The organism is Nonomuraea sp. NPDC003560 (genome assembly GCF_042878785.1).
Taxonomy (GTDB): domain Bacteria; phylum Actinomycetota; class Actinomycetes; order Streptosporangiales; family Streptosporangiaceae; genus Nonomuraea.
Map to the genome: position 1 here is coordinate 610,236 of NZ_JBIAOF010000002.1, position 25,499 is coordinate 635,734.

General features: G+C 72.7%; 21 protein-coding genes. All 21 read left to right on the forward strand.

Annotated elements, in window-relative coordinates; genetic code table 11:
* The first annotated feature begins 116 nt into the window (after positions 1–116).
* The 21 genes from pyrR to rpe all read left to right on the forward strand — a co-directional run bounded on the left by pyrR (position 117) and on the right by rpe (position 24,590).
* Complete coding sequence (gene pyrR / locus ACFYUV_RS08215) at positions 117–662, forward strand: bifunctional pyr operon transcriptional regulator/uracil phosphoribosyltransferase PyrR (protein ID WP_352322601.1); 546 nt, start codon at positions 117–119, stop codon at positions 660–662.
* Positions 659–1,576: an aspartate carbamoyltransferase catalytic subunit gene (locus ACFYUV_RS08220; RefSeq protein WP_352353188.1), complete on the forward strand. Its 918-nt coding sequence runs from the start codon at positions 659–661 to the stop codon at positions 1,574–1,576. The genes pyrR and ACFYUV_RS08220 overlap by 4 nt, the downstream gene beginning before the upstream one ends.
* Positions 1,573–2,868, forward strand: a complete 1,296-nt coding sequence (locus ACFYUV_RS08225) for a dihydroorotase (RefSeq protein WP_387666318.1) — start codon at positions 1,573–1,575, stop codon at positions 2,866–2,868. Before ACFYUV_RS08220 ends, ACFYUV_RS08225 begins: the two co-directional genes overlap by 4 nt.
* Positions 2,865–3,971, forward strand: coding sequence for a glutamine-hydrolyzing carbamoyl-phosphate synthase small subunit (carA, locus tag ACFYUV_RS08230; protein WP_387666320.1), 1,107 nt, complete (start codon positions 2,865–2,867; stop codon positions 3,969–3,971). Before ACFYUV_RS08225 ends, carA begins: the two co-directional genes overlap by 4 nt.
* Positions 3,958–7,245, forward strand: a complete 3,288-nt coding sequence (gene carB / locus ACFYUV_RS08235) for a carbamoyl-phosphate synthase large subunit (protein WP_352322597.1) — start codon at positions 3,958–3,960, stop codon at positions 7,243–7,245. The genes carA and carB overlap by 14 nt, the downstream gene beginning before the upstream one ends.
* 22 nt (positions 7,246–7,267) lie before the next feature.
* On the forward strand, positions 7,268–8,134 hold the full coding sequence (locus tag ACFYUV_RS08240) for a dihydroorotate dehydrogenase electron transfer subunit (protein ID WP_387667464.1): 867 nt from the start codon (positions 7,268–7,270) through the stop codon (positions 8,132–8,134).
* Positions 8,124–9,101 (forward strand): dihydroorotate dehydrogenase, encoded by a 978-nt coding sequence (locus tag ACFYUV_RS08245; protein WP_387666323.1) that lies wholly within the window; start codon positions 8,124–8,126, stop codon positions 9,099–9,101. The genes ACFYUV_RS08240 and ACFYUV_RS08245 overlap by 11 nt, the downstream gene beginning before the upstream one ends.
* Positions 9,098–9,796: an orotidine-5'-phosphate decarboxylase gene (gene pyrF, locus ACFYUV_RS08250; RefSeq protein WP_387666325.1), complete on the forward strand. Its 699-nt coding sequence runs from the start codon at positions 9,098–9,100 to the stop codon at positions 9,794–9,796. The genes ACFYUV_RS08245 and pyrF overlap by 4 nt, the downstream gene beginning before the upstream one ends.
* A gap of 672 nt (positions 9,797–10,468) precedes the next feature.
* Positions 10,469–10,792 (forward strand): integration host factor, actinobacterial type, encoded by a 324-nt coding sequence (mihF, locus tag ACFYUV_RS08255; protein WP_020541698.1) that lies wholly within the window; start codon positions 10,469–10,471, stop codon positions 10,790–10,792.
* Between the two features lie 121 nt (positions 10,793–10,913).
* Positions 10,914–11,501 (forward strand): guanylate kinase, encoded by a 588-nt coding sequence (gmk, locus tag ACFYUV_RS08260; RefSeq protein ID WP_358294299.1) that lies wholly within the window; start codon positions 10,914–10,916, stop codon positions 11,499–11,501.
* Positions 11,502–11,506: 5 nt separating this feature from the next.
* The gene (gene rpoZ / locus ACFYUV_RS08265) at positions 11,507–11,776 is read left to right on the forward strand and encodes a DNA-directed RNA polymerase subunit omega (protein ID WP_043638590.1); all 270 of its coding nucleotides are present in this window, start codon (positions 11,507–11,509) and stop codon (positions 11,774–11,776) included.
* 8 nt (positions 11,777–11,784) lie between these two features.
* Positions 11,785–12,978: a bifunctional phosphopantothenoylcysteine decarboxylase/phosphopantothenate--cysteine ligase CoaBC gene (gene coaBC, locus ACFYUV_RS08270; protein WP_352353182.1), complete on the forward strand. Its 1,194-nt coding sequence runs from the start codon at positions 11,785–11,787 to the stop codon at positions 12,976–12,978.
* A gap of 126 nt (positions 12,979–13,104) precedes the next feature.
* Positions 13,105–13,428 (forward strand): hypothetical protein, encoded by a 324-nt coding sequence (locus ACFYUV_RS08275; RefSeq protein ID WP_358294002.1) that lies wholly within the window; start codon positions 13,105–13,107, stop codon positions 13,426–13,428.
* Positions 13,429–13,579: 151 nt separating this feature from the next.
* Positions 13,580–14,767, forward strand: coding sequence for a methionine adenosyltransferase (gene metK, locus ACFYUV_RS08280; protein WP_387666329.1), 1,188 nt, complete (start codon positions 13,580–13,582; stop codon positions 14,765–14,767).
* Between the two features lie 366 nt (positions 14,768–15,133).
* Positions 15,134–17,761: a primosomal protein N' gene (locus ACFYUV_RS08285; RefSeq protein WP_387666332.1), complete on the forward strand. Its 2,628-nt coding sequence runs from the start codon at positions 15,134–15,136 to the stop codon at positions 17,759–17,761.
* 49 nt (positions 17,762–17,810) lie between these two features.
* The gene (locus tag ACFYUV_RS08290; RefSeq protein WP_387666335.1) at positions 17,811–19,280 is read left to right on the forward strand and encodes a hypothetical protein; all 1,470 of its coding nucleotides are present in this window, start codon (positions 17,811–17,813) and stop codon (positions 19,278–19,280) included.
* A gap of 37 nt (positions 19,281–19,317) precedes the next feature.
* Entirely contained in the window at positions 19,318–20,664 is a 1,347-nt protein-coding gene (locus ACFYUV_RS08295; RefSeq protein WP_387666338.1) for a hypothetical protein, read from the forward strand.
* A 38-nt stretch (positions 20,665–20,702) separates the two neighbouring features.
* Positions 20,703–21,251 (forward strand): peptide deformylase, encoded by a 549-nt coding sequence (gene def, locus ACFYUV_RS08300; protein WP_358293995.1) that lies wholly within the window; start codon positions 20,703–20,705, stop codon positions 21,249–21,251.
* A gap of 2 nt (positions 21,252–21,253) precedes the next feature.
* Complete coding sequence (gene fmt, locus ACFYUV_RS08305) at positions 21,254–22,183, forward strand: methionyl-tRNA formyltransferase (RefSeq protein WP_387666342.1); 930 nt, start codon at positions 21,254–21,256, stop codon at positions 22,181–22,183.
* Positions 22,170–23,687 (forward strand): RsmB/NOP family class I SAM-dependent RNA methyltransferase, encoded by a 1,518-nt coding sequence (locus tag ACFYUV_RS08310; RefSeq protein WP_387666345.1) that lies wholly within the window; start codon positions 22,170–22,172, stop codon positions 23,685–23,687. The genes fmt and ACFYUV_RS08310 overlap by 14 nt, the downstream gene beginning before the upstream one ends.
* A 249-nt stretch (positions 23,688–23,936) precedes the next feature.
* Positions 23,937–24,590: a ribulose-phosphate 3-epimerase gene (gene rpe, locus ACFYUV_RS08315; RefSeq protein WP_352353174.1), complete on the forward strand. Its 654-nt coding sequence runs from the start codon at positions 23,937–23,939 to the stop codon at positions 24,588–24,590.
* The last annotated feature ends 909 nt before the right edge of the window (positions 24,591–25,499 follow it).

Consider the following 25,499-nt stretch of genomic DNA (forward strand, 5'->3'; position numbering starts at 1 on the left):
CCGGACGGCAGGGCGGGGCGCTCACGTTGTACCAGGTAGCCCCTGGTACTGTGTGTCCCGACCAACACCCTTTTAAGACCCGTCCCGTGAGGCGGGAAAGGTGGTGAGATCCCTCCATGTCCGATTCCAGGGCCGTGCTCGAAGGCCCGGACATCCACCGGGCGCTGACCCGAATCGCGCACGAGATCCTCGAACGCACCAAGGGCGCCGGTGACGTAGTCCTCCTCGGCATCCCCACCCGCGGCGCCACGCTCGCCCGCCGGCTCGGCGACCGCGTCGAGCAGTTCGAAGGGCTCAAGATCCCCGTCGGCTCGATCGACATCACCATGTACCGCGACGACCTGCGCCGCGGCCCCGTCCGCCCGCTCGGGCGCACCGAGCTGCCGCCCGACGGCATCGACGGCAAGGTGGTCGTCCTCGTCGACGACGTGCTCTACTCCGGCCGCACCGTCCGCGCCGCGCTCGACGCGCTCAACGACCTCGGCCGCCCGACCGCCGTGCAGCTCGCCACGCTGGTCGACCGCGGCCATCGCGAGCTGCCCATCCGGGCCGACTACGTGGGCAAGAACCTGCCCACCGCCAAGAGCGAGAAGGTCAAGGTCTACCTCTCCGAGATCGACGGCCGCGACGCCGTCCTGCTCATGAAGGAGGACGACAGGTGAACCGGCACCTCATCTCGGCGGGCGACCTGACCAAGGACGACGCGCTGCTCATCCTCGACACCGCCGAGGAGCTGGCCAGGGTCTCGGAACGATCCATCAAGAAGCTGCCCACGCTGCGCGGCCGCACGGTGGTCAACCTGTTCTTCGAGGACTCCACCCGCACCCGCATCTCCTTCGAGGCGGCGGCCAAGCGGCTCTCGGCCGACGTCATCAACTTCTCGGCCAAGGGGTCGAGCGTCTCCAAGGGCGAGTCGCTCAAGGACACCGCGCTCACCCTGGAGGCCATGGGCGCCGACGCCGTCGTCATCCGCCACGGCTCCTCCGGCGCGCCGCACCGGCTGGCCGGCTGGGTGCGCGGCAGCGTCGTCAACGCCGGCGACGGCACCCACGAGCACCCCACGCAGGCGCTGCTCGACGCCTTCTCGATGCGCCGCCGCCTCGGCGGGCTCGACGGCCGCCGGGTCACCATCGTCGGCGACGTGCTGCACAGCCGGGTCGCCCGCTCCAACGTGCTGCTGCTCAACACGCTCGGGGCCGAGGTCACCCTCGTCGCGCCGCCCACGCTGCTGCCCGTCTCGGTCGGCACCTGGCCGTGCGAGGTGTCCTACGACTTCGACGCCGTGCTGCCCAAGTCCGACGCGGTCATGATGCTGCGGGTGCAGAAGGAGCGGATGAACGCCGCCTACTTCCCCAGCGAGCGCGAGTACTCCCGCCGCTACGGCCTCGACCGCGACCGCTTCGCCAAGATGCCGGACGAGGCCATCGTCATGCACCCCGGGCCGATGAACCGGGGCATGGAGATCGCCGCCGAGGTGGCCGACTCGCCGCGCTCCACCATCGTGGAGCAGGTCGCCAACGGCGTGACCATCCGCATGGCCGTCCTGTACCTGCTGCTCGGGGGAGAGATCCAGTGATCATCCAGAATGTCAGGATCCTCGGCGGGGAGCCGGTGGACCTCCGGATCGCCGACGGGCGCATCGCCGAGATCGGCGCCGGCCTCGACGCCGGTCCCGGCGGCGAGACCGTCGACGGCGGCGGCGCGATCGCGCTGCCCGGCCTGGTCGACCTGCACACCCACCTGCGCGAGCCCGGCCGCGAGGACGCCGAGACCGTCCAGACCGGCACCCAGTCCGCGGCCCGCGGCGGCTACACCGCCGTGCACGCCATGGCCAACACCTCGCCCGTCGCCGACACCGCCGGCGTGGTCGAGCAGGTGTGGCGGCTCGGCCGCGAGTTCGGCCACTGCGACGTGCAGCCGGTCGGCGCGGTGACCGTCGGCCTGGAGGGCAGGCAGCTCGCCGAGCTCGGCGCGATGGCCGACTCGGCGGCCCGGGTCCGGGTCTTCTCCGACGACGGCAAATGCGTCAGCGACGCCGTGCTGATGCGCCGCGCCCTGGAGTACGTCAAGGCGTTCGACGGCGTCGTCGCCCAGCACGCCCAGGAGCCCAGGCTCACCGAGGGCGCCCAGATGAACGAGGGCGTCGTCTCCGGCAGGCTCGGCCTGACCGGCTGGCCGGCGGTGGCCGAGGAGGCGATCATCGCCCGCGACTGCCTGCTGGCCGCGCACGTCGGCTCCCGCCTGCACGTCTGCCACGTCTCCACCGCCGGCTCGGTCGAGATCATCCGCTGGGCCAAGTCCAAGGGCTGGAACATCACCGCCGAGGTCACCCCTCACCACCTGCTCCTCACCGACGACCTCGTCGAGGAGTCCCCGGTCGGCGCCTACAACCCGATCTACAAGGTCAACCCGCCGCTGCGCACGCACGCCGACGTCCAGGCGCTGCGCGCCGCGCTGGCCGACGGCACGATCGACGTCGTCGCCACCGACCACGCCCCGCACCCGGTCGAGGACAAGGAGACCGAGTGGCCGGCCGCGGCCATGGGCATGATCGGCCTGGAGACCGCGCTGAGCGTCGTCCAGGAGGCCATGGTCGAGACCGGGCTGCTCGACTGGGCCGGGGTCGCCGAGCGCATGTCGATCACCCCGGCCCGCATCGGCCGCCTGTCCGGCCACGGCCGTCCGCTGGAGCCGGGCGCGCCGGCCAACATCACGCTGTACGACCCGTCGGCCCGCACCGAGGTGGACCCCTCCGCCTACGCCTCCAAGAGCAGGAACACCCCGTACGAGGGGATGACGTTGCCCGGCCGGGTGGTCGCCACGTTCCTGCGCGGCACGCCGACCGTTCTCGAAGGGAAGCTGGTTTGAACACCGCGGTGCTCGTCCTGGAAGACGGCCGCGTCTTCCACGGAACTCCTTACGGCGCCGAAGGCGAGACGTTCGGCGAGATGGTCTTCAACACCGGCATGACCGGCTACCAGGAGACCCTCACCGACCCCTCCTACCACCGGCAGATCGTCGCCATGACGGCCCCGCACATCGGCAACACCGGCGTCAACGACGAAGACCCCGAGTCGGGCCGCGTCTGGGTCGCCGGGTACGTCGTGCGCGAGCCGTCCAGGATCGTCTCCAACTGGCGGGCCGACCGCTCGCTCGACGACTACCTCAAGCAGCAGGGCGTCGTCGGCATCGCCATCACCGGCACCCGCGCCCTGACCCGCCACCTGCGCGAGCGCGGCGCGATGCGGGCCGGCATCTTCTCGGCCCCCTCCGCGACGGTCGAGGAGCTCGTCGAGCGGGTGCGGCGCGCGCCCGCCATGGAGGGCGCCGACCTGGCCGCCGAGGTGGCCACGGCCGAGCCCTACGTCGTGCCCGCCGTGGGGGAGCGGCGCTTCACGGTCGCCGCCGTCGACCTCGGCATCAAGGGCATGACCCCGCACCGCATGGCCGAGCGCGGCTGCGAGGTGCACGTGCTGCCCGCCACGGCCACGTACGAGCAGATCATGGCGGTCGAGCCCGACGGCGTGTTCTTCTCCAACGGCCCCGGCGACCCCGCCACCGCCGACGTGTCGGCGCTGCGCAGCGTCCTTGAGGCCAGGGTGCCGTTCTTCGGCATCTGCTTCGGCAACCAGCTGTTCGGCCGGGCGCTCGGGCTGTCCACGTACAAGCTGCGCTACGGCCACCGCGGCGTCAACCAGCCGGTCCAGGACGTGCGCACCGGCAAGGTCGAGATCTCGGCCCACAACCACGGGTTCGCCGTCGAGGCGCCGATCGGCGAGCCGTTCGAGACGCCCTACGGCCCGGCCGAGGTCAGCCACGTCAACCTCAACGACCGGTGCGTGGAGGGCCTGCGCCTGCTCGACGGGCGCGCCTTCAGCGTCCAGTACCACCCCGAGGCCGCCGCGGGGCCGCACGACGCCGCTTATCTCTTCGACGAGTTCTGTGAGGTCATGAGCCGTGCCCAAGCGTGAGGACATCCGGTCGGTCCTGGTGATCGGCTCCGGCCCGATCGTGATCGGCCAGGCGTGCGAGTTCGACTACTCGGGCACGCAGGCCTGCCGCGTGCTGCGGGCCGAGGGCTTCCGCGTCATCCTGGTCAACAGCAACCCGGCCACGATCATGACGGACCCCGAGTTCGCCGACGCCACGTACGTCGAGCCGATCACCCCCGAGTACGTCGAGAAGATCATCGCCAAGGAGCGCCCCGACGCGCTGCTGCCCACCCTGGGCGGCCAGACCGCGCTGAACACCGCGGTCGCCCTGCACGAGTCGGGCGTGCTGGAGAAGTACGAGGTCGAGCTGATCGGCGCCGACTTCGACGCGATCCAGGCGGGCGAGAACCGCGAGAAGTTCAAGGAGATCGTCGCCAAGGTCGCCCGCGAGCACGGGCTGAACGCCGAGTCGGCCAAGTCGGTCATCTGCCACACCATGGAGGACTGCCTGGCCGCCGCCGGCGAGCTGGGCTACCCGCTGGTCGTACGGCCCAGCTTCACCATGGGCGGCGTCGGCTCCGGCTTCGCCTACGGCGAGGACGACCTGCGCCGCATCGCCGGCGCCGGCCTCGACGCCTCGCCGACCACCGAGGTGCTCCTGGAGGAGTCCATCCTCGGCTGGAAGGAGTACGAGCTGGAGGTCATGCGCGACAAGGCGGACAACGTCGTCATCGTGTGCTCCATCGAGAACATCGACCCGATGGGCGTGCACACCGGCGACAGCGTCACCGTCGCGCCCGCGCTGACCCTGACCGACCGCGAGTACCAGAACATGCGCGACGTGGCCATCGCGGTCATCCGCGAGGTCGGCGTGGACACCGGCGGCTGCAACATCCAGTTCGCCGTCGACCCGCGCACCGGGCGCATGATCGTCATCGAGATGAACCCGCGCGTCTCCCGCTCCAGCGCCCTGGCCTCCAAGGCCACCGGCTTCCCGATCGCCAAGATCGCCGCCAAGCTGGCCATCGGCTACACCCTCGACGAGATCCCCAACGACATCACCAAGGAGACCCCGGCCTCCTTCGAGCCGACGCTCGACTACATCGTGGTCAAGGTGCCGCGCTTCGCCTTCGAGAAGTTCCGCGGGGCCGACCGCACGCTGACCACGCACATGAAGTCCGTCGGCGAGGCCATGGCCATCGGCCGCTCCTTCACCGAGGCGCTGCAGAAGGCGCTGCGCTCGCTGGAGAAGAAGGACTCCGCCTTCACCTGGGCGGGCCCCGTCCAGGACAAGGACGAGCTGCTGGCGGCCTGCCGCACCCCGCACGACGGGCGGCTGCGCACGATGCAGCAGGCCGTGCGCGCGGGCGCGACCGCGGCCGAGCTGTTCGAGGCCACCAGCGTCGACCCCTGGTTCCTCGACCAGCTCCTCCTGCTGGAGGAGGAGGCCCAGGAGATCGCCGCCGCGCCCGAGCTGACCGCCGCCGCGCTGACCCGCGCCAAGCACCACGGCTTCTCCGACGCGCAGATCGCCGAGATCCGCGGCGTGGAGGAGGCCCACGTGCGCGGCCTGCGCCACGCGCTCGGCGTGCGGCCGGTCTACAACACCGTCGACACCTGCGCCGCCGAGTTCGCCGCCAGGACGCCGTACCTGTACTCCACCTACGACGAGGAGACCGAGGTACCCTCCGGCGAGCGGGAGAAGGTCATCATCCTCGGCTCCGGGCCCAACCGCATCGGGCAGGGCATCGAGTTCGACTACGCGTGCGTGCACGCCTCCTTCGAGCTGTCGCGGGCCGGGTTCGAGACCGTCATGGTCAACTGCAACCCCGAGACCGTCTCGACCGACTACGACACCTCCGACCGGCTCTACTTCGAGCCGCTCACGCTGGAGGACGTCCTGGAGGTCGTGCACGCCGAGCAGCAGACCGGCCCGGTCGTGGGCGTGATCGTGCAGCTCGGCGGCCAGACGCCGCTCGGCCTTGCGCAGGCGCTCAAGGACGCGGGCGTGCCCGTGGTCGGCACCTCGCCCGAGTCGATCCACCTGGCCGAGGAGCGCGGCGCGTTCGGGCGGGTGCTGGCCGAGGCCGGGTTGCCCGCGCCCAAGCACGGCACCGCGCTGACGGTGCCCGAGGCGCTGGAGATCGCCGGGGAGATCGGCTACCCGGTGCTCGTGCGGCCCTCGTACGTGCTCGGCGGGGCCGGCATGGCCATCGTCTACGACGACGAGACGCTGACGACGTACATGGCGGCCCAGGAGGGCGGCCACCCGGTCCTGGTGGACAAGTTCCTCGACGAGGCCATCGAGATCGACGTCGACGCGCTCTACGACGGCCAGGAGCTGTTCCTCGGCGGCGTCATGGAGCACATCGAGGAGGCCGGCATCCACTCCGGCGACTCGGCCTGCGCCCTGCCGCCGCTCACGCTCGGCAGCCACGACGTCAAGCGCATCCGCGCCGCCACCGAGGCCATCGCCGCCGGGGTGGGCGTGCGCGGGCTCCTGAACGTCCAGTACGCCATGTCGGCCGGCGTCCTGTACGTCCTGGAGGCCAACCCGCGGGCCAGCCGTACCGTGCCGTTCGTGTCCAAGGCGACGGCCACGCCGCTGGCCAAGGCGGCGGCCCGGGTGATGCTCGGCTCCTCGATCGCCTCGCTGCGCGCGGAGGGCATGCTGCCGGCCACCGGCGACGGCGGCACCCTGCCGCTGGAGGCGTCCATCGCGGTCAAGGAGGCCGTGCTGCCCTTCAACCGCTTCCGGGGCGTCGACACCGTGCTCGGGCCCGAGATGCGCTCCACGGGCGAGGTCATGGGCATCGACGCGTTCTTCGGCGTGGCGTTCGCCAAGTCCCAGGCCGGGGCCTACGGCGAACTTCCGACCAAGGGACGCGCGTTCGTGTCCGTGGCCAACAGGGACAAGCGTGCGATGATCTTCCCTGTGAAGGCACTGGCCGACCTCGGCTTCGAGATCCTCGCCACCGAGGGCACGGCCGAGGTGCTGCGCCGCAACGGTGTCCATGCCAAGATCGTGCGAAAGCACAGCGAGGGGACCGGGCCCGGAGGTGAGCCTACGAGCGTGCAGGCGATTCTCGACGGCGAGGTGGACCTGATCGTCAACACGCCGTTCGGCAGCCCCGGTCAGTCCGGGCCGCGCCTGGACGGCTACGAGATCCGCACCGCGGCGGTGCTGCGCGGCATCCCGTGCATCACCACCGTCGCGGGGCTGGCCGCGGCGGCGGCCGGGATCCAGGCGATCGTCCGCGGCGACGTCGGCGTGCGGTCACTCCAGGAGCACGCACAGGCACTACGCGGCTGACCCGCGCGGGAGGTGAAGACGACTGGCCGGCACACCTGTGCAGGTGACGGGCACGGTGCTGACGACGCGCCGGGTCGACGCCTACCATGCGCTGACGGTGGTGGCGCCCGGCATCGCCGAGCGTTACCGCCCCGGCCACTTCGTCTCCGTGGCGGTCGGCGGGGCCCACACGTCGATGGTGACGCGCCGCGCGCTGTCCATCCATGACGTCAAGTCCGACTACGGCGGCACGGTCGAGCTCGTCTTCACCGTCGCCGGGCCGGGCACGTCCTGGCTGGCCGAGCGGCGCGCCCGCGACACGCTCGACCTGGTGGGGCCGCTCGGCCGGCCCTTCCCGCTGCCGCGCGACCCGGTCAACTGCGTGCTGGTCGGCGCCGAGTACGGCTCGGCCGTGCTGTTCCCGCTGGCCGACGCGCTGCTGGCGCGCGGCTGCCGGGTCGACTTCGTGCTCGGCGGTGCCGGGGCCGACCGCGTCTTCGGCGCCATGCGGGCCCGCCGCATCGCCGAGACGACGACCCTGACCACCGAGGACGGCTCGCTCGGCCTGCGCGGCAAGGTCACCGACGCGCTGCCCTCGGTGATCGCCGACACCCGGGCCGACGCCGTCTACGCCTGCGCGCCCATGCCGGCGCTGCGGGCGGTCACGGCGGTGGCGATGGAGTTCGACATCCCCGTGCAGGTGGCCGTCGAGGAGCAGATGGCCTGCGGCATCGGGGTGTGCATGACGTGCGTCATCCCCGTCATCGGCGACGACGGCGCGACCAGGATGGTCCGCGCGTGCGCAGAGGGACCGGTGTTCCGGGGGGAGCGGGTGCGCTTCGAGGACGTGGGAACGATCCCGTTCGACGCGCTCGGCGCCCCCGGAGGCGGTGCACGACATGTCAGTTGATATGCGTACGTTTCTGGCGCACGTCGAGCTGGCGAACCCCGTCACCACGGCCGCCGGCTGCGCGGGCTCCGGACGCGAGCTCGCCCAGTTCTTCGACCTCCACCGGCTCGGCGCGCTGACCACCCGGTCCATCACCATGGCCCCCCGGGCGGGCCGGCCGACCCCGCGCATGGCCGAGACGCCCTCCGGCATGCTCAACGCCGTCGGGCTCCAGGGGCCGGGCATCGAGGCGTTCCTGGAGCGCGAGCTGCCCTGGCTGGCCCAGCGCGGCATCAAGACCATCGTCTCGATCGGCGGCGGCACCGTCGCCGAGTACTCCGAGCTGGCCCGCAGGCTCGCCGACGCGCCCGGGGTGACCGCGCTGGAGGTCAACCTTTCTTGCCCGAACATGGAGGACAGAGGGCGTGTCTTCGCGCGCGAGGGCAGCGCCGCGGCCGAGGTGATCGCCTCGGTGCGCTCCATCATGCGCTACGACGTCCCCGTGGTGGCCAAGCTCGCGCCCGACGTGGCCGACATCGTCTCGGTCGCGCGCGCCTGCGTGGACGCCGGGGCGGACGCCCTGTCCATGATCAACAACCCGCTCGGCATGGCCATCGACACCGAGGCGCTGCGCCCGTCGCTGGCCGCCGTCACCGGAGGGCTGTCGGGGCCCGCCATCCTGCCCCTGGCCGTCCGGTGCGTGTGGCAGGTGCACGCGGCCCTGCCCGGGGTGCCGCTGATCGGCATGGGCGGCGTGATGACCGGCAGGGACGCCTTCCAGCTCGTCCTGGCGGGCGCCTGCCTGGTCGGGGTGGGCACCGCGCTGTTCCACGACCCCTACGCGTGCCTGCGCATCGAGCGCGAGCTGGAGGACCTGCTGCGGGCACGCGGCTTCCAACGCCTCGCCGACGCCGTCGGCCTGGCCCACCGGCCGCCGGGGAGCGCTCCCCGGCACCTTCTAGTCGACTCCGAGGAGAGCTCCCCTTGACGCCCGCACCCATCGCCGTCGCCCTCGACGCCCCCGACCTGGAGACCGCCGCCAGGTGGGCGAGCCTGGTGACGCCGCACGTCAGCACCATCAAGGTGGGCCTGGAGCTGTACCTGCGCTACGGCCCCGACGTGATCGCCTCCGTGCGCGGCGCCAGCGGCGTCCAGATCTTCCTCGACCTCAAGCTGCACGACATCCCCAACACCGTCGCGGGCGCCGCCAAGGCCGTCGCCCGCCTGCGTCCGGCCATCCTGACCGTGCACGCGGCCGGCGGGGCCGCCATGATCCGGGCCGCGGTCGAGGCCGCCCCGCAGACCAAGATCGCCGCTGTGACGATCCTCACCTCGCTGGACGAGTCCGACCTCGACCGCATGGGCCTCACCGGACCGGCCGACGAGGCCGTGCGCCGCCTGGCCGCCCTGTCGGTCGAGGCCGGGGCCACGGCGCTGGTGTGCTCGCCCAACGAGGTCGCGGCGGTGCGGGCCGAGGTGGGGCCCGCCATCACCCTCATCACGCCGGGCGTGCGCCCTCAGGGGGCCGACGTCCAGGACCAGGTGCGCGTGGCGACACCCGAGCAGGCGCTGGCCGACGGCGCCGACCTGCTGGTCATCGGGCGTCCGATCACGGGCGCGGCGGACCCGGGAGCGGCGGCCGCCGCCATCGCCGCCTCACTGCGCCGCACGACCGCCTCCTGAACCCCGGCCGGGGCCCCGGCCCCGGCCACCCGCCGCGCCGGCTCCCGGCTCGGGCGTGGCCGCGCGAGGGCAGGGCTTTTCGCGGCGCGTGGAGACGCGCCTTTCTGCGCGCTTCCGGCGCGCGCGGAGGTGAGCCTCTGCGCGCAGGCGGGGACGCGCTCCTGCGTGCTTGTCCGCGTGGGCTTCCGGTGGGCGCGGTTCTCCGCGGGGCGGAGGCGCGCTTCTGGCGTGCCGCGAGGTGTGCTTGTCCGCGGAGGCGGGGGCACGATCGTCGCGTGCGCGGAGGGGGTGTTCTCCGTGCGGGCGCGGGGCATGGCGGCAGGTGTCGCCGGACCGTTCGCGCAGCCCTCGCTTCACAAGATCGTAATGCATCCGCAGGGCGTTCGCGCACCCTTCCCGATTCTGGTTTCGGTCCAGGTCCGGCCCTGGTTTCGGACATCGTCCGGTGCCGCGCGGGCGATCTTCGCCCTGTTCCGGGACGCTGTCCGGAGCGGACGCGTGAAGCGGGAAGTGAGGGCGATTTGATCAGCAGTGTGTAATTTTACGCTCACGGACAGTGATGAAGTGGATTTTGTGAGGAGAGAAACCGCTCTTGACGTTGCTTAGGGGGCGATGACCAGCTAGTTTCCCTTCCCGTCCGAGTACATCGACAGAAATTCGAGGTGACCCGGCGTGGCTCTTCCTCCCCTGACCCCTGAGCAGCGCGCCGCAGCCCTTGAGAAGGCTGCCAAGGCCCGTAAAGAGCGTGCCGAGGTCAAGAACCGGCTCAAGCATGGCGCGGTTTCTCTGGCTGAGGTGCTCAAGGATGGGCAGACCGACGACGTCATCGGCAAGATGAAGGTGTCGGCCCTGTTGGAATCGCTCCCCGGCGTGGGCAAGGTCCGCGCCAAGCAGCTCATGGAGCGGCTTGCCATCGCCGAGTCCCGCCGCGTGCGGGGTCTCGGCGCGAACCAGAGGGCTTCCCTCGAGCGCGAGTTCGGTGGCAACGAGAGCTAATCTCTGTTCCACAAGAAAGCGCAGGTTCAACGGGGGGTAGGAAGTGACCGACAGGTCCTGGTCCGGCGAAGCAAGGGCCCACGAGGCAGTCGGATCGGGAGCGAAGGTCGGCTTCCTCCCCCTGAGCAGGAGGCGTCTGACGGTCCTGTCAGGGCCGTCGGGCGTCGGCAAGTCCACGGTCGTCGCCGAGCTCCGGCGGGCACACCCCGAGGTGTGGCTGTCGGTCTCGGTGACCACCAGGAGGCCCCGTCCCGGTGAGGTCAACGGGGTCCACTACTTCTTCGTCGACGGCGAGGAGTTCGACCGGCTCGTCGAGGCCGGCGAGCTGCTGGAGTGGGCCGAGTTCGCGGGCAACCGCTACGGCACCCCGCGCGAGCCGGTGCTGGACAAGCTCGCCCAGGGCGTGCCGACCGTCCTGGAGATCGACCTGGAAGGCGCCAGGCAGGTGCGCACCACCATGCCCGACGCCCTGCTGGTCTTCCTGGCCCCCCCGACGTGGGAGGAGCTGGAGAAGCGGCTGCGCGGCCGCGGCACCGAGCCGGAGGACGTCATCGAGCGCCGGCTCAAGGCCGGGCGGGTCGAGATGGCGGCCGAGTCGGAGTTCGACCTCACGCTGGTGAACACGAGTGTCCAAGAAGTGTGCCACCGGCTGATAGCCTTGATGACTGACCCTCAGGGGGTCACCACCACCATCAACCGAGAGGTCTGACAATCGTGGCAGGCACCACCCCGGCCGCGGAGGGCATCACCAACCCGCCGATCGACGCGCTGCTCGACATCGTCGACAGCAAGTACTCCCTGGTGATCATGGGTGCCAAGCGCGCCCGCCAGATCAACGCCTACTACTCCCAGCTCGGCGAGGGCCTGCTGGAATACGTCGGGCCGCTGGTCGAGACGCATGCTCAGGAGAAGCCGCTGTCCATCGCGCTGCGCGAGGTCTCCGAGGGCCTGCTCAACGCCGAGCCCATCGAAGGCGCGGTCTGACCCCTTCGATGAAGGTCGTCCTCGGCGTCAGCGGCGGCATCGCCGCGTACAAGGCATGTGAGCTGCTGCGGCTGTTCACCGAGTCAGGTCACGAGGTGCGGGTCGTCCCGACCCGCGAGGTCCTGCGTTTCGTGGGTGAGCCCACGTGGGCCGCCCTGTCGGGCAACCCCGTGACCGCCGACGTCTGGGACGACGTTCACGAGGTGCCCCACGTCCGCATCGGCCAGCGCGCCGATCTCGTCGTGGTGGCGCCGGCGACCGCCAACACCCTGGCCAAGGCGGCCCACGGGCTCGCCGACGACCTGCTGACCAACACGCTGCTGACGGCGCGCTGCCCGGTCGTGTTCGCCCCGGCCATGCACACCGAGATGTGGCAACATCCGGCCACTCGCGCCAACGTCGCGACCCTGCGCGAGCGCGGGGCCGTCGTCATCGACCCGGCCGTGGGGCGCCTCACCGGCGCCGACACCGGCCCCGGCCGCCTGCCCGACCCCGCCGAGATCTTCCAGGTCTGCCTGCGCGTGCTGCGCGGCAGGCCGCGCGACCTGGCCGGGCGCAAGGTGGTGATCTCCGCCGGGGGCACCCGCGAGGCGATCGACCCGGTCCGCTACATCGGCAACCGCTCGTCCGGCCTGCAGGGGTACGCCCTGGCCCGCACGGCGGTCGCGCGCGGCGCGGAGGTGACCCTCGTGGCGGCCAACGTCGCCCTCCCCGATCCCGCGGGGGCCGCCGTGGTGCGGGTGGGGTCCACGGCCGAGCTGCGCGAGGCGGTGCTGGCCGCCACCGAGAAGGCCGACGCCGTCGTCATGGCGGCCGCGGTGGCCGACTTCCGCCCGGCGTCCCGGCACGAGACGAAGATCAAGAAGACCGACGGCGAGCCCGATCCCATCCACCTGACGAAGAACCCCGACATCCTGGCCGAGCTGGGCCGGCTGCGGCGCGAGGGCGGCGCCGGTCCGCGGGTGATCGTCGGGTTCGCGGCCGAGACCGACGACGTGCTCGCCAACGGGCAGGCCAAGCTGGCCAGGAAGGGCTGCGACCTGCTGGTCGTCAACCAGGTGGGGGAGGGGCTGGCGTTCGGCACGCCCGACAACGCCGCCACCGTCCTCGTCGCCGGCGGCGAGCCGGTCGAGGTGCCGCGCGGCCCCAAGGACGACGTCGCCGACGCCGTCTGGGACCTGGTCGCGCCCCGTCTGTCCTGACGCGCGTTTTCGCGCAAGAACGATTACCTGATCGCCAGTTGCGGCACCCCGGACGCCTACCGATACTTGGGGGCAAAGGGGGACGGAATGCCGGTGGGTTCCGCTGTCAGGGAACGTTGCAGGAGATTGCTGGAGGACCAGGGAGGGATCCGTTACGTCTTCCCCGCGTTGTCCGTGGGGCCGACGGGAACGGGCCACTTCCTCATCGTCGTCACCGATTCGTCCGTCTCGGTGCTCACCACCAGGACCCTCAGGAGCGACCGGCCGGTCGCGGTGTTCGCCACGTACCCGCGGCACACCAGGCTCGGCCCGATCCTGCCCGGCCCGTTCATCGAGCTCGGCACCACCGTGTTCGAGTTCGACGAGGAGTACGCGGCGGTGGTGTCCGCCGCCGACGCCGAGGTCTTCGCGCCCGAGACGCTGCCGCCGGATCCCCTTCCCGACCTGTGACCGGACACATGCGGGACACGTGACCGGACACGGACACGGGACGGTTTCGCGACCGGACGCCGGGTGGGGCTAGACTTCGGCGAGGCCCTGGCGTGTTCTTCCGTCCCGGGCCCAACATCCGTCAGCAGCCGCTGCATGAGGAGCCACTGAGTTGTCACGTCGCCTGTTCACCTCCGAGTCGGTCACCGAAGGCCACCCGGACAAGATCGCCGACCAGATCAGTGACGCGATTCTCGACGCCATGCTCAAGGACGACCCCAAGAGCCGGGTCGCCGTCGAGACGCTGATCACTACCGGCCAGGTCCATGTCGCAGGCGAGGTCACGACCGAGACCTACGTCGACATCCCCGGCGTCATCCGGGAGAAGATCCTGGAGATCGGCTACGACGCTTCCCACAAGGGCTTCGACGGCGCCTCCTGCGGCGTGTCGGTGTCCATCGGCGCGCAGTCGCCCGACATCGCCCAGGGTGTCGACGACGCCTACGAGCACCGTGTGGGCGGCGACGCCGACGAGCTCGACCGCCAGGGCGCCGGCGACCAGGGCCTGATGTTCGGCTACGCCTGCCGCGAGACGCCGGAGCTGATGCCGCTGCCGATCACGCTCGCGCACCGGCTCGCCCAGCGCCTGTCCGAGGTCCGCAAGACCGGCAAGGTTCCCTACCTGCGCCCCGACGGCAAGACCCAGGTCACCATCGAGTACGACGGCGACAGGCCCGTCCGCCTCGACACCGTGGTCGTCTCCACCCAGCACGCGGCCGAGATCGACCTCAAGGAGATGCTCGCTCCCGACATCAAGGAGCACGTGGTCGACCCCGTGCTCGACGGTCTGGAGATCGAGACCGAGGGCTACCGGCTGCTGGTCAACCCGACCGGCCGTTTCGAGATCGGCGGCCCGATGGGCGACGCCGGCCTGACCGGCCGCAAGATCATCATCGACACCTACGGCGGCATGGCCCGCCACGGCGGTGGCGCGTTCTCGGGCAAGGACCCGTCCAAGGTCGACCGCTCGGCGGCCTACGCGATGCGCTGGGTGGCCAAGAACGTCGTCGCGGCCGGGCTGGCCGACCGGTGCGAGGTGCAGGTCGCGTACGCGATCGGCAAGGCGCAGCCGGTGGGTCTGTTCGTGGAGTGCTTCGGCACCGAGAAGCTGCCGGTGGAGCAGATCCAGGCGGCCGTGCTGCGCGTCTTCGACCTGCGTCCGGCCGCGATCATCCGCGACCTCGACCTGCTGCGCCCGATCTACTCCGAGACCGCCGCCTACGGGCACTTCGGCCGTGAGGGCTTCTCCTGGGAGTCCACCGACCGCGCCGAGGCCCTTCGGACGGCTGCGGGTCTCTGACCTATTCGGTCTCTGACCTACTCGGTTTCTGGTTTCGTGCAGGTGCCGCATTCGGCCCTTTTGGGGGTTGGGTGCGGCACTTGTCGTCGGCTGGGGTGGTTCGGTGCGGGCGTTCGCCTGGTCTCTTGAAGGCCGCAGCTCGCGGGTGGCTGCTGAACTCTTGGGGAGCGGCGGGCTTGTCCGTCTTCGTGAGGCCGTTTCCGGGCGGGTCTGGCGGTGGGCGCGGGTCTGCGTGTTTGTCGCGTCCTGTGTGCTCGCTTGCGCTGTTCGGGCTGGTGGGGGAGTGGGTGGCCGGCGGGGGCGGTGCGGGGGTGTGCGCCGGTGGTGTGGGGATGGCGGGGCGCGGGGTCTGGTAGACGTTAGTGCGTGACCCACTCCGACGACGCCCTCCTGCCGCTCGACGCCGTGCGGCCTCCTGCGTCGTCCAAGGACACCAAGGGGGCGGTGGTCGCGGCGCCCGAGCGGCCCGTCGCGCGGGTGGTCGTGGACAGCCCGCTGCCGCACCTCGACCGGCCCTTCGACTACCTGGTGCCCGCCGCCATGCACGAGGCGGCCCGGCCGGGGGTGCGGGTGCGGGTGCGGTTCGCGGGCAAGCTGATCGACGCGTTCCTGCTGGAGCGGGTGGACGAGAGCGACCATGAGGGCAAGCTGACGCCGCTCGAACGGGTGGTCTCGCCCGAGCAGGTGCTGACGCCGGAGATCGCCGGTCTGGCCCGCGCGGTGGCCGACCGTTACGCGGGCACCCTCACCGACGTCCTGCGCCTGGCCATTCCACCGCGCCACGCCAAGGCCGAGGCCGAGGTCCCGCCCCCCGCAGACCCGCCTCCCGCAGACCCGCCCCCCGCCGAATCGCCCGCCGCCGATCTGGCCCCGGAGGCCGCTCCCTCCGGCGAGGCGGCGCAGAGCGCTTCCCCTGCCGTGGCCCGAGCCGCCGCGAGCGCGTCTCCCGTCGCGGCCCAGGCGGCTGAGCCTGGGGCTCCGGCCGCGGCCCGAGCTGCCGGGAGCGGGGTTCCCGACATCGTCCGGGCCACCGGAAGCGAATCTGCCGCCGTCGCGGTCGCACAGGTGGCCTCGGGTGCGCCTGCCGCGATCGGCGGAGCGCGAGACGTGGGGGGCTCGTCCTTCTCGGGACGGGGGCTGGAGCCGCCGGCCCCGATGAACGGGCGGGCCGAGCAGGACGGAACCCCGCGCCGGGTCGCGACCCGACCGGCGGAGGCCCCCGCGCGCGGACGGACGGCGTCCCGTCCGGAGCACATGAACAGGACGGACACCCCCGAACGGGCGGCAGAGGGCCGCAAGAGCGCCTGGGACGCCTACCCGACCGGCCCCTCCTTCCTGGACGCCCTCCGCCACGGCCGTGCCCCCCGCGCCGTATGGTCCGCGCTGCCCGGCGCCACGGGATGGGCCGGAGCCATGGCGGAGGCGGTGCTCGCCACCCTCGACGGCGGGCGCGGAGCGGTCCTCGTGGTGCCCGACGGCAAGGACGTCGCGCTGGCGGACGCCGAGTTCGAGCGGCTGCTCGGCCCCGGCAGGCATGTGGCGCTCACGGCCGACCTCGGACCCGCCGAGCGTTACAGGCGATGGCTGAAGGTCCTCAGAGGCCAGGTGCGCGCCGTCGTGGGCACCCGGGCCGCCATGTTCGCCCCCGTCGCGCAGCTCGGTCTGGTGGCCATCTGGGACGACGGCGACGACCTGCACGCCGAACGCCTGGCCCCCTACCCCCACGCCAGGGAGGTCCTCGGCCTGCGCGCCCACCGGACGGGCGCGGCCATGCTGATCGGCGGCTACGCGCGTACGGCCGAGGCCACCCAGCTCATCGCCGCGCGCTGGGCGAGGCCGATCGTGGCCGCCCGCACGACGATCAGGAGCCTGGCCCCGCGGGTGCGTCCCGCCGGTGAGGACGCCGAGCTGGCCAAGGACCAGGCGGCCCGGCAGGCGAGGCTGCCCAGCCTGGCCTGGCGGGCGCTGCGCCAGGGGCTGGAGAGCGGGCCGGTGCTGGTCCAGGTGCCCAGGCGCGGCTACCTGCCGGCGCTGGCCTGCCGCCACTGCCGCGCCCCGGCGCGCTGCGTCCTGCCGCCCACCAGGATCGCCCCGCACCTGGCCGCGCCGGTCCCCGGCGGCCGGCAGACGGCGGCTCTCGGCGAGGCGGAGCCGGACGCCGGAGCTCTGAGCACCGCCACGGAAGCGACGGGCGGGACGCCGGAAGGTCACGGGAGCGGCGAGTCGCTGTGCCACGGGCCGCTCGCGCTCAGAGCCGGGCACGCCGCCCCCTACTGCCGCTGGTGCGGCCGGGTGGACGCCGACTGGCGGTGCCCGTCCTGCGGCAGCCCCCGGCTGCGGGCGGTCGTCACCGGGGCCCGGCGCACCGCCGAAGAGCTGGGGCGGGCCTTCCCGTCGGTGCAGGTGCGCACCTCGGGCCGCGACGGCGTGCTGGCCGGCGTGCCCGCCACGCGCGCCCTCGTGGTCGCCACGCCCGGCGCCGAGCCGGTGGCCGAGGGCGGCTACGCGGCGGCCGTGCTGCTCGACGGATGGGCGCTGCTCGGCCGGGCCGACCTGCGGGCGGGGGAGGAGACGCTGCGCCGGTGGATGAACGCCGCCGCGCTGCTGCGGCCCTCCGCCGAGCTGGTGGTCCTCGGGGACGCTGGGCTGCCGTCCGTGCAGGCGCTGCTGCGGTGGGACCCGATCACGCACGCCGAGCGCGAACTGGGCGACCGGGCCGAGCTCGGGTTCCCGCCCGCCGTTCGGATGGCGACGCTGACGGGTTCGGCGAGCGCCGTCCGGCAGATGCTGGACGAGGTGCGCCTCCCACCGGACGCCCAGGTGCTGGGCCCGGTCCCGGTCGACGAGTCGGGCCTGGAACGGGCCATGATCCGGGTACGCCGCGGCGGCGGGGCGGCGTTGTCGGCCGCGCTCAAGGGGGCCAGTGGGGTGCGTGCGGCGCGTAAGACACCAGATGTCGTGAGGGTGAGTGTCGACCCACTCGACCTGATTTAGACCGTTTCCCCGATTCGCTCATCTGTTGGTCAGCCGTTAGCGTGCCCCTGTGTCGATCGAATGGGTGAACCAGGCCATCGACGACCTGCGCGCATGGGGGCGCGCGCGGGAAGTCGAAGTGGACGCGGACGAGGTCCGCCTGCTCTGCGACTACGCCAGCGACTATCTCAACGTCAACGAACTGCGCGACTTCACGCCGGAGACCTTCGACGAGCTGCTGCTGTCCATCTACCCGCGCAAGGTCATCGCGCCGCCCGAGAGCGCGCCCGAGACCGTGGCGGCCGCCCGCACGCTGGTGGACTACCTCGGCGAGGCCGGTCACGCCAGCCCGGCCACCGTGGCCGGCATGCGGGCCCGGCTCGACGACATCGGCCCCCGCATGCCCGAGGCGCTGGCCGACCCGGCCAACTTCGGCATGGCCAAGAGCCTGTTCAGCTCGATCGGGCCCGAATCGCTCGAACAGGCGGTGCCGATCCCGTCCGGGGAGCTGCCCGACCTGGGTGAGGCGCCGTGCGACTGTCCGGGCTGCACCCCGCTGCCCGCCGTCCGGCTGGCCTCGGAGGAGGAGCTGACCGAGGCGCTGCGGACCGTTCCGAAGCTGGCCGGCGGCCCCCCACCGGGCGACGGCGAGCCGCTGGACGCCTGGGCCGAGACCGTGGCCCGGCTGCTGGAGGACGACACCGGCGGCGAGATCACCGGCCACGCCGAGCTCGACGAGGGCCTCTACGACCTGTTCGACATGCTCTACCGACTCCAGACGCCGGTGCCGCTCCAGGTCGTCGCCGACTACCTGGAGGAGGTCTCGGGCGAGGGCGGCATCGACGTGGCCGGGGCGCTCGACCGGCTGGCCGGGTGGGGCATGGTCCGCCTCGACGGCGAGGCGGCCGAGCTGACGCCGCTGGCGGTCTGGGGGCTGCGCGAGCACTACCTCTCGCTCGGCCTCGACGCCCCGGTCGCCCCCGACCTGGGCGAGGCCGACGCGCGCGGCCTCATCGAGGGGCTGCTCGAAGGGCTGCCCGCCGAGCTGGCCGAGCAGGACATCTCCCGCTGGCTGTCCGGCCGCGCGCCGGGCGAGGCCGCGGCCGAGCTGCTGACCGCCGCCTCCGGCGCGCCCGCCGTGGCCCGCGGCATCGCGATCACCATCGTCGACCGGCTGGGCGCCGAGGCCGAGCCGCAGGTGCGCGACCACCTCGACGACCAGGAGTTGCGCCCGCACGTCATACACTGGCTGGCCGCACGTGGTCTCGGCGCGCCGCCGCTCACCCAGGACGAACTGCTCTGGGTCAGCGTCGACATGCTCGCCCTGGCGATGCCCGCCGCGCGGGAGGATCCGGAGATCTTCGCCGAGAACATGGCGGCGTCCGGTCCGCCGGCCCATCTGATCGAGGAGATGTGGCGGGTCGACCACCCCGACGTCGTCGAGGTTCTGGAGCTGCTCGGACGCTCCATCCCCGACGACACGGTGGCCAAGGCGGCGCGCAAGGCGGCGTTCAAGGCGCGCTCCCGGGCCATCCGTTGAGTACGTCCTTGTGACTGCTGTGCAGTAAGTTTCCTGGGTGGCAAACAATGTCTTCGACCTCGCCGAGCTGCGCAAGCTGATCGATGAGCAGGCCGCCGTGCCTCCACGGCCACCTGAGGAGACCTCCGTGGAGCACGAGGCGCTGACCTTCCCGCCCGTCCTGCTGGCGAGCGACGCCGAGCTGGCCCGCGCGGTGCCCGCGGTCCCGCTCGTCGCCGACGCCATCCGCCTGACCGCCTGGACGGGCAGCCGCGAGGTGGGCGCCGACGGCATGCTGAGCGAGTCCGACGCCAGGGCCGCCGCGGAAGAGCTGGGGCTCCAGGAGTCGCGGCTGCGGCTCATCTGGATCGTCGCGGTCAACACCGGCCTGCTGCGCATCCTCGGCGGCCGGGCCTCCCGCGGCCCGCTGTCGATGCAGCTCACGGTCGAGGCCACGCTGGAGTTCTGGGACGGCGTGGTGATGGACGTCCTCGACCGCGCCGACGAGGGCCTGACCGGCTCCTCCGTGGTCGACGACCACCTGGCCGAGATGCTGGCCACGATCTACTCGGTGCGTTCCGGCGTCGCCGTGGGCAACCTGGCCAGGGGCATCCTGCAGTCGCACGAGGTCGCCTGCGCGCCCGGCCCGGTCGAGATGCGCAGGCTGGCCGCCGCGCTGCCGGCAGAGCTGCTGGAGGCGGTCTCGCTGCTGGCGTACTGCGGGCTGGTGGAGCAGACCGAGGCCGGGCGCACGGCGCTCACGCCGCTCGGGGTCTGGGCCGTCCGGCGCGACCTGCTGCGCGAGGGCCACGACGCGCCCACCGCCGCCGAGGTGCAGGTCTTCGCCGACCTGTCGGCCGCCGAGCTGGTCGAGGCGCTGGTGAAGGGCACCGCCACGCAGAGCGCCGTGGCGGGCTGGCTGGAGCGGCGGCCCCCCGAGGCGGCCGCCCGCGAGCTGATCGAGATCGCCGCCTCCGGCACCGCCGGGCAGCGCGGCGCGGTCGGCGCGATCCTGGAGGAGCTGGGCCCCGAGGCCGAGCAGCCCGTGCGGCAGGCGCTCGACCATCCGCTCATGCGCCGCTACGCCGCCTCCTGGCTGCACATCCGTGACCTGGAGGCCCCGCCGCTCAGCCCCGAGGACCACACCTGGATCGCGGTCGACAACCTCGCCGCGCTCATGCACCTGTCCGGTCCGGCCGCGGGCCGCCTCGACATGCCCGAGCCGGGCGAAGACCTGATCAAGCTCGTCGGCGAGATGCCCGCGGTCGGCCACCCCGACACGCTGGCCGTGCTCGACATGCTCGCCGGCTCCCACGACGACCGGGCGGTGGCCAAGGCGGCGCGCAAGGCCGCGATGAAGGCCCGCTCCCTGCGCCACGACCGGCCGCCGGCCCACCGCCGGTAAACTGGGCTGATCCACGTTCGAGAACAGGAGTGAGCCCCTTGGCGATCCAGTCGATCCGGCTGTTCGGAGATCCGGTGCTGCGCACCCCGGCGGCCCCGGTCGTCGACTTCGACAAGGAGCTCCGCAAGCTGGTCAAGGACCTCACCGACACGATGATGGACGCCCCGGGCGCGGGCCTGGCGGCCCCGCAGATCGGCGTCGGCCTGCGGGTGTTCACCTACTACGTCGACGACCAGCTCGGCCACCTCATCAACCCCGACCTCGACCTGTCGGCCGACCTCGACGAGGAGGGCGAGGAGGGCTGCCTGTCCTTCCCCGGCCTGTCCTACCCGACGCCGCGCGCCGTCCGCGCCGTGGCCAAGGGCTTCGACATGCACGGCGAGCCGGTCACGCTGGAGGGCACCGACCTGATGGCCCGCTGCTTCCAGCACGAGACCGACCACCTCGACGGCATCCTGTTCATCGACCGCATGGACCCCAAGCAGCGCAAGCTGGCCATGAAGGCGATCCGCGAGGCCGAGTGGAGCGGCCTGTCCGCCCCCGTGATCAAGATGTCGCCGCACGCCACCGGCGGAAGGGCGCTCTGACGATGCGGCTGGTCTTCGCGGGCACACCCGAGACGGCGCTGCCGTCGCTGCGCATGCTGATCGACTCGCCGCGGCACGAGGTCGTGGCCGTCATCACCCGTCCCGACGCCCAGTCAGGGCGGGGGCGCAAGGTCCACCCCTCGCCGGTGGCCGAGCTCGCGGAGGAGGCCGGCATCGAGGTGCTGCGCCCGGCCAAGGTCGGCGACCCCGCCTTCCTCGACACGCTGCGCGCGCTGGAGCCCGACTGCTGCCCGGTGGTGGCCTACGGCGCGCTGTTGCCGCAGTCGGCCCTCGACGTGCCCCGCCATGGCTGGATCAACCTGCACTTCTCGGTCCTGCCCGCCTGGCGCGGCGCGGCGCCCGTCCAGCACGCGGTGCTGCACGGCGACGAGATCACCGGCGCCACGACGTTCCAGATCGTCAAGGAGCTCGACGCGGGCCCGGTCTACGGCGTCGTCACCGAGGAGATCCTGACCCACGACACCAGCGGCTCCCTTCTCGAACGCCTGTCGATCTCCGGCGCCGGCCTGCTGGCCGCCACGCTCGACGGCGTCGAGGACGGCGCGCTGGAGGCCCGTCCCCAGCCGCTCGACGGCGTGACGATCGCACCCAAGATCAACGTCGCCGACGCGCGGGTCGACTGGTCCAAGCCCGCCATGCGGGTCGACCGCCTGATCCGCGCCTGCACCCCCGGCCCGGGGGCGTGGAGCGAGTTCAGGGGCCAGCGGGTGAAGCTCGGCCCGGCGAAGGTCGCCGTCCAGGCCGACCGGCTCGCGCCCGGCCGGATCCTGGCCACGAAGAGCCACGTGCTCGTCGGCACCGCCACCGACCCGGTCGAGCTGGGCGAGGTGCAGCCGCAGGGCAAGCGGGCGATGGGCGCGGTCGAGTGGGCGCGCGGCGTCCGGCTTGCGAGTGACGATGCCTTCGCGTGAACCCCGCCGGTCGCCGGCCGGCTCCACGGGCACCAGGCCCCGCGGAGCGAACCGTCCGCGCCGCCCCGCCCGCGACCACGCTCGCAACGCCGCCTTCGACCTCCTGCGGGCCGTCGACGAGCGCGACGCCTACGCCAACCTGCTCCTGCCGCGCCTGCTGCGCGAGCGCGACATCCGCGGGCGTGACGCGGCGCTGGCCACCGAGCTGGCCTACGGCACGCTGCGCGGCCTCGGCACCTACGACGCGATCATCGAGATGTGCAGCGACCGGGCGCCCGACCCGGCCGTGCGCGACGCCCTGCGGCTGGGGGCCCACCAGCTCCTGCGCATGCGCGTCCCGCCGCACGCCGCCGTCGGCACCACCGTCGATCTCGTACGCCTGCGCATCGGCCAGGGCGCGGCCAAGTTCGTCAACGCGGTGCTGCGCAAGATCGGCTCGCGCGAGCTGGAGGACTGGATCCCCATCGTCGCGCCCGACTCCGACCAGGACCCGGTCGGCCATCTGGCCGTCGCCTACGGGCATCCCCGGTGGATCGTCTCGGCCTTCCGCGACGCGCTGGGCGGCGGCGGGGAGCTGGCCGACCTGCTCGACGCCGACAACGTCCGGCCGCTGGTGACGCTGGTCGCCCGGCCGGGGCGCAGCTCCGTGGCCGAGCTGGCCGAGTCCGGGGCCGCGCCCGGCCGTTACTCGCCGTACGCGGCCTACCTGCGTGAGGGCGACCCCGGGCAGATCGAGGCCGTGGCCGAGACCCGCGCGGCCGTCCAGGACGAGGCCAGCCAGCTCGTGGCGCTCGCCCTGACCCGCGTGCCGCTCGACGGCGAGGACGAGGTCTGGCTCGACATGTGCGCCGGGCCGGGCGGCAAGGCGGGCCTGCTCGACGCCATCGCCACGTACGGCGACCTCGCGGGCCTCGACGGCGAGCGCCGTCCGGGCGACGGCGACGCGGCGAGTATCGGCGACGCGGCGAGTAACGGCGGTGCGGCGAGCGGCGGCCCTGTGGCGTTCCCCGGTGGGGCGCGGGTGCTGGCCGCCGACGTGCAGTACCACCGGGCGCGGCTGGTCTGGCAGACCACCAGGACCGCCTCGGTCGTCACCGCCGACGGCACCGAACCCGCCTGGCGGCCCGGGGTGTTCGACCGGGTCATGCTCGACGCCCCCTGCACGGGGCTGGGCGCGCTGCGGCGGCGTCCGGAGGCCCGGTGGCGGCGCGACCCGGCCAGCATCGCCGAGCTGGGCACGTTGCAGCGGCGGCTGCTCGGCACGGCCCTCGACGCCGTGCGCCCGGGTGGGGTGGTGGCGTACGTGACCTGCTCGCCGCACCTGGCCGAGACGCGCGTCGTGGTCGGCGACGTCATGGGCCGCAGGGGTGACGTGGAGCAGCTCGACGCGCGCGACTACCTGCCGGAGGTCGACGGGCTCGGCGACGGGCCGTACGCGCAGTTCTGGCCCCACCGCCATGGCACCGACGCCATGTTCCTCGCCCTCCTCCGCAAACGCCCCTGACCCCGCCCACCCCTCGCCCGCGAGCTGGGCGACTGCGTGCGGGGCGCGTCGCTGGGCGCCCGGCCGCCCCTCGCCCGTGTGCTGGACGTCTGCGTGCTGGACTCCCGCGTGCCGGGCGCCCACGCGTTGGGCGCCCGTCCGCTCCTCTCCCGTCCGCTCCTCTCCCGTCCCTTGCCTGTGTGGTGGCGGGGGTGGCGTGGTGGGAGGGGGCGTCGAGGGGGAGCGGGCGGTTCAATAGACTGGCGCATCATGGCCGTACAGATCTCGCCCAGCATCCTCGCCGCCGACTTCGCGCGGCTGGCCGACGAGGCCGCCGCCGTGCCGAACGCCGACTGGCTGCACGTGGATGTCATGGACTACCACTTCGTGCCCAATCTCACCCTCGGGCTGCCCGTGGTGGAGTCCCTGCGCAAAGCCACCCAGACGCCCCTCGACTGCCACCTCATGATCGCCGACCCCGACCGCTGGGCCCCCCAGTACGCCGAGGCCGGGGCGGGCAGCGTGACCATCCACGCGGAGGCGTCCAAGGCGCCGGTGCGGACGTTGCGCGAGATCCGGTCGCTCGGCGCCAGGGCGGGGCTCGCGCTCAACCCGGCCACGGCGGTGGAGCCGTTCGAGGGGCTGTTCGGTGAGATCGACATGCTGCTGCTGATGACGGTCGAGCCCGGGTTCGGGGGGCAGAAGTTCCTCGACATGGTGCTGCCGAAGGTGCGGGCGGCGCGGGCGATGATCGAGCGGCACGGCGGGTCGGTCTGGCTGCAGGTCGACGGGGGTGTGACGGCCGAGACGATCGAGCGCTGCGCGGAGGCGGGCGCCGACGTGTTCGTGGCCGGCAGCGCGGTCTACGGGGCCGCCGACCCGGTGGCCGCCATCGACGCCCTCCGCGCCGCCGCCACCCGCTGACCCTCCCTCGGCACTCGCCTGGCGTTCCCGGGCACTTGCCGACCGTTCCCGCCACCTGCTGACCGTTCCTCGTTCACCGCTGCCCCTTCCCGCCACGGGCGTGCCCCGCGCGCTCCCGTGGCCCCTCCGCCCCTCAGTGAGGTGTGGTCGGCGGCAGGGGTGTGTGGCTCCTTCGCCTCACCACGAGGCGTGCGCCGCATTGGGCGGAACCCCGCGACGCCCGCCAGGCACTCCCGCGGCCTCTCCGCGAGGCGCGCACCACAGTCCTGCCACCGCGCCTCGGTCCACTGGGGCGCGGGCCCGCTGGGTGCGCGCCCACCGGGGCACGCGCTCACTGAAGCTGCGGGCCAGAGGAGGTGCATGCCCAGTGGGGTGCAGGCCCACCAGGAGTGCAGGCCCGTTCGGGGTGCAGGTCCGCTCGGGGGTGAAGGCTCGTTCGGGGTGTGGGTCCGCTCAGGGGGGCGGGGCCAGGGGAGTGCAGGCCCGGTTGGGGGTGGAGGTTTGCTCGGGGCGAGCCCATCCGAGGTGCGGGGCTCGCTGAGGGGTGTGGGCCTGCTGGAGGTGCGGGAGCCGCTGGGGGCGGGGCCGGTCTTGTGCGGAGGGGCGGAGGGGCCGGAAGCCGGGGTGGTGAGCGGAGCGTGAGCGTGGGGGGATCGTCCCGGGGACGCCTTCGGGGCGGGCGGCAGCGTGCCCTCGGACCGACCCACCTCGGCCACCCGCCTGAGATCAAAAGCCGCGACATCGCGAAATATCAATCCCCAGCCTATTGATCAGTATGACGTGCGTCACTTCGGGATTGGGTTATTTTTTGTCAGGATTCTGTGACATACGCCGATCCGATAGCGCGCGTTACCGATCTTGGTAGGGCACGTTTCCCCAGGTCAACCCCTCTGTAGAGCGGTGATCGAC

Excerpts from the sequence above, each read along its gene's own strand:
- fmt (WP_387666342.1), top strand. The coding sequence starts at position 21,254 with ATGCGGCTGGTCTTCGCGGGCACACCCGAGACGGCGCTGCCGTCGCTG.
- coaBC (WP_352353182.1), top strand. The coding sequence starts at position 11,785 with ATGAAGGTCGTCCTCGGCGTCAGCGGCGGCATCGCCGCGTACAAGGCA.
- pyrR (WP_352322601.1), top strand. The coding sequence starts at position 117 with ATGTCCGATTCCAGGGCCGTGCTCGAAGGCCCGGACATCCACCGGGCG.
- ACFYUV_RS08310 (WP_387666345.1), top strand. The coding sequence starts at position 22,170 with ATGCCTTCGCGTGAACCCCGCCGGTCGCCGGCCGGCTCCACGGGCACC.
- ACFYUV_RS08245 (WP_387666323.1), top strand. The coding sequence starts at position 8,124 with ATGTCAGTTGATATGCGTACGTTTCTGGCGCACGTCGAGCTGGCGAAC.
- rpe (WP_352353174.1), top strand. The coding sequence starts at position 23,937 with ATGGCCGTACAGATCTCGCCCAGCATCCTCGCCGCCGACTTCGCGCGG.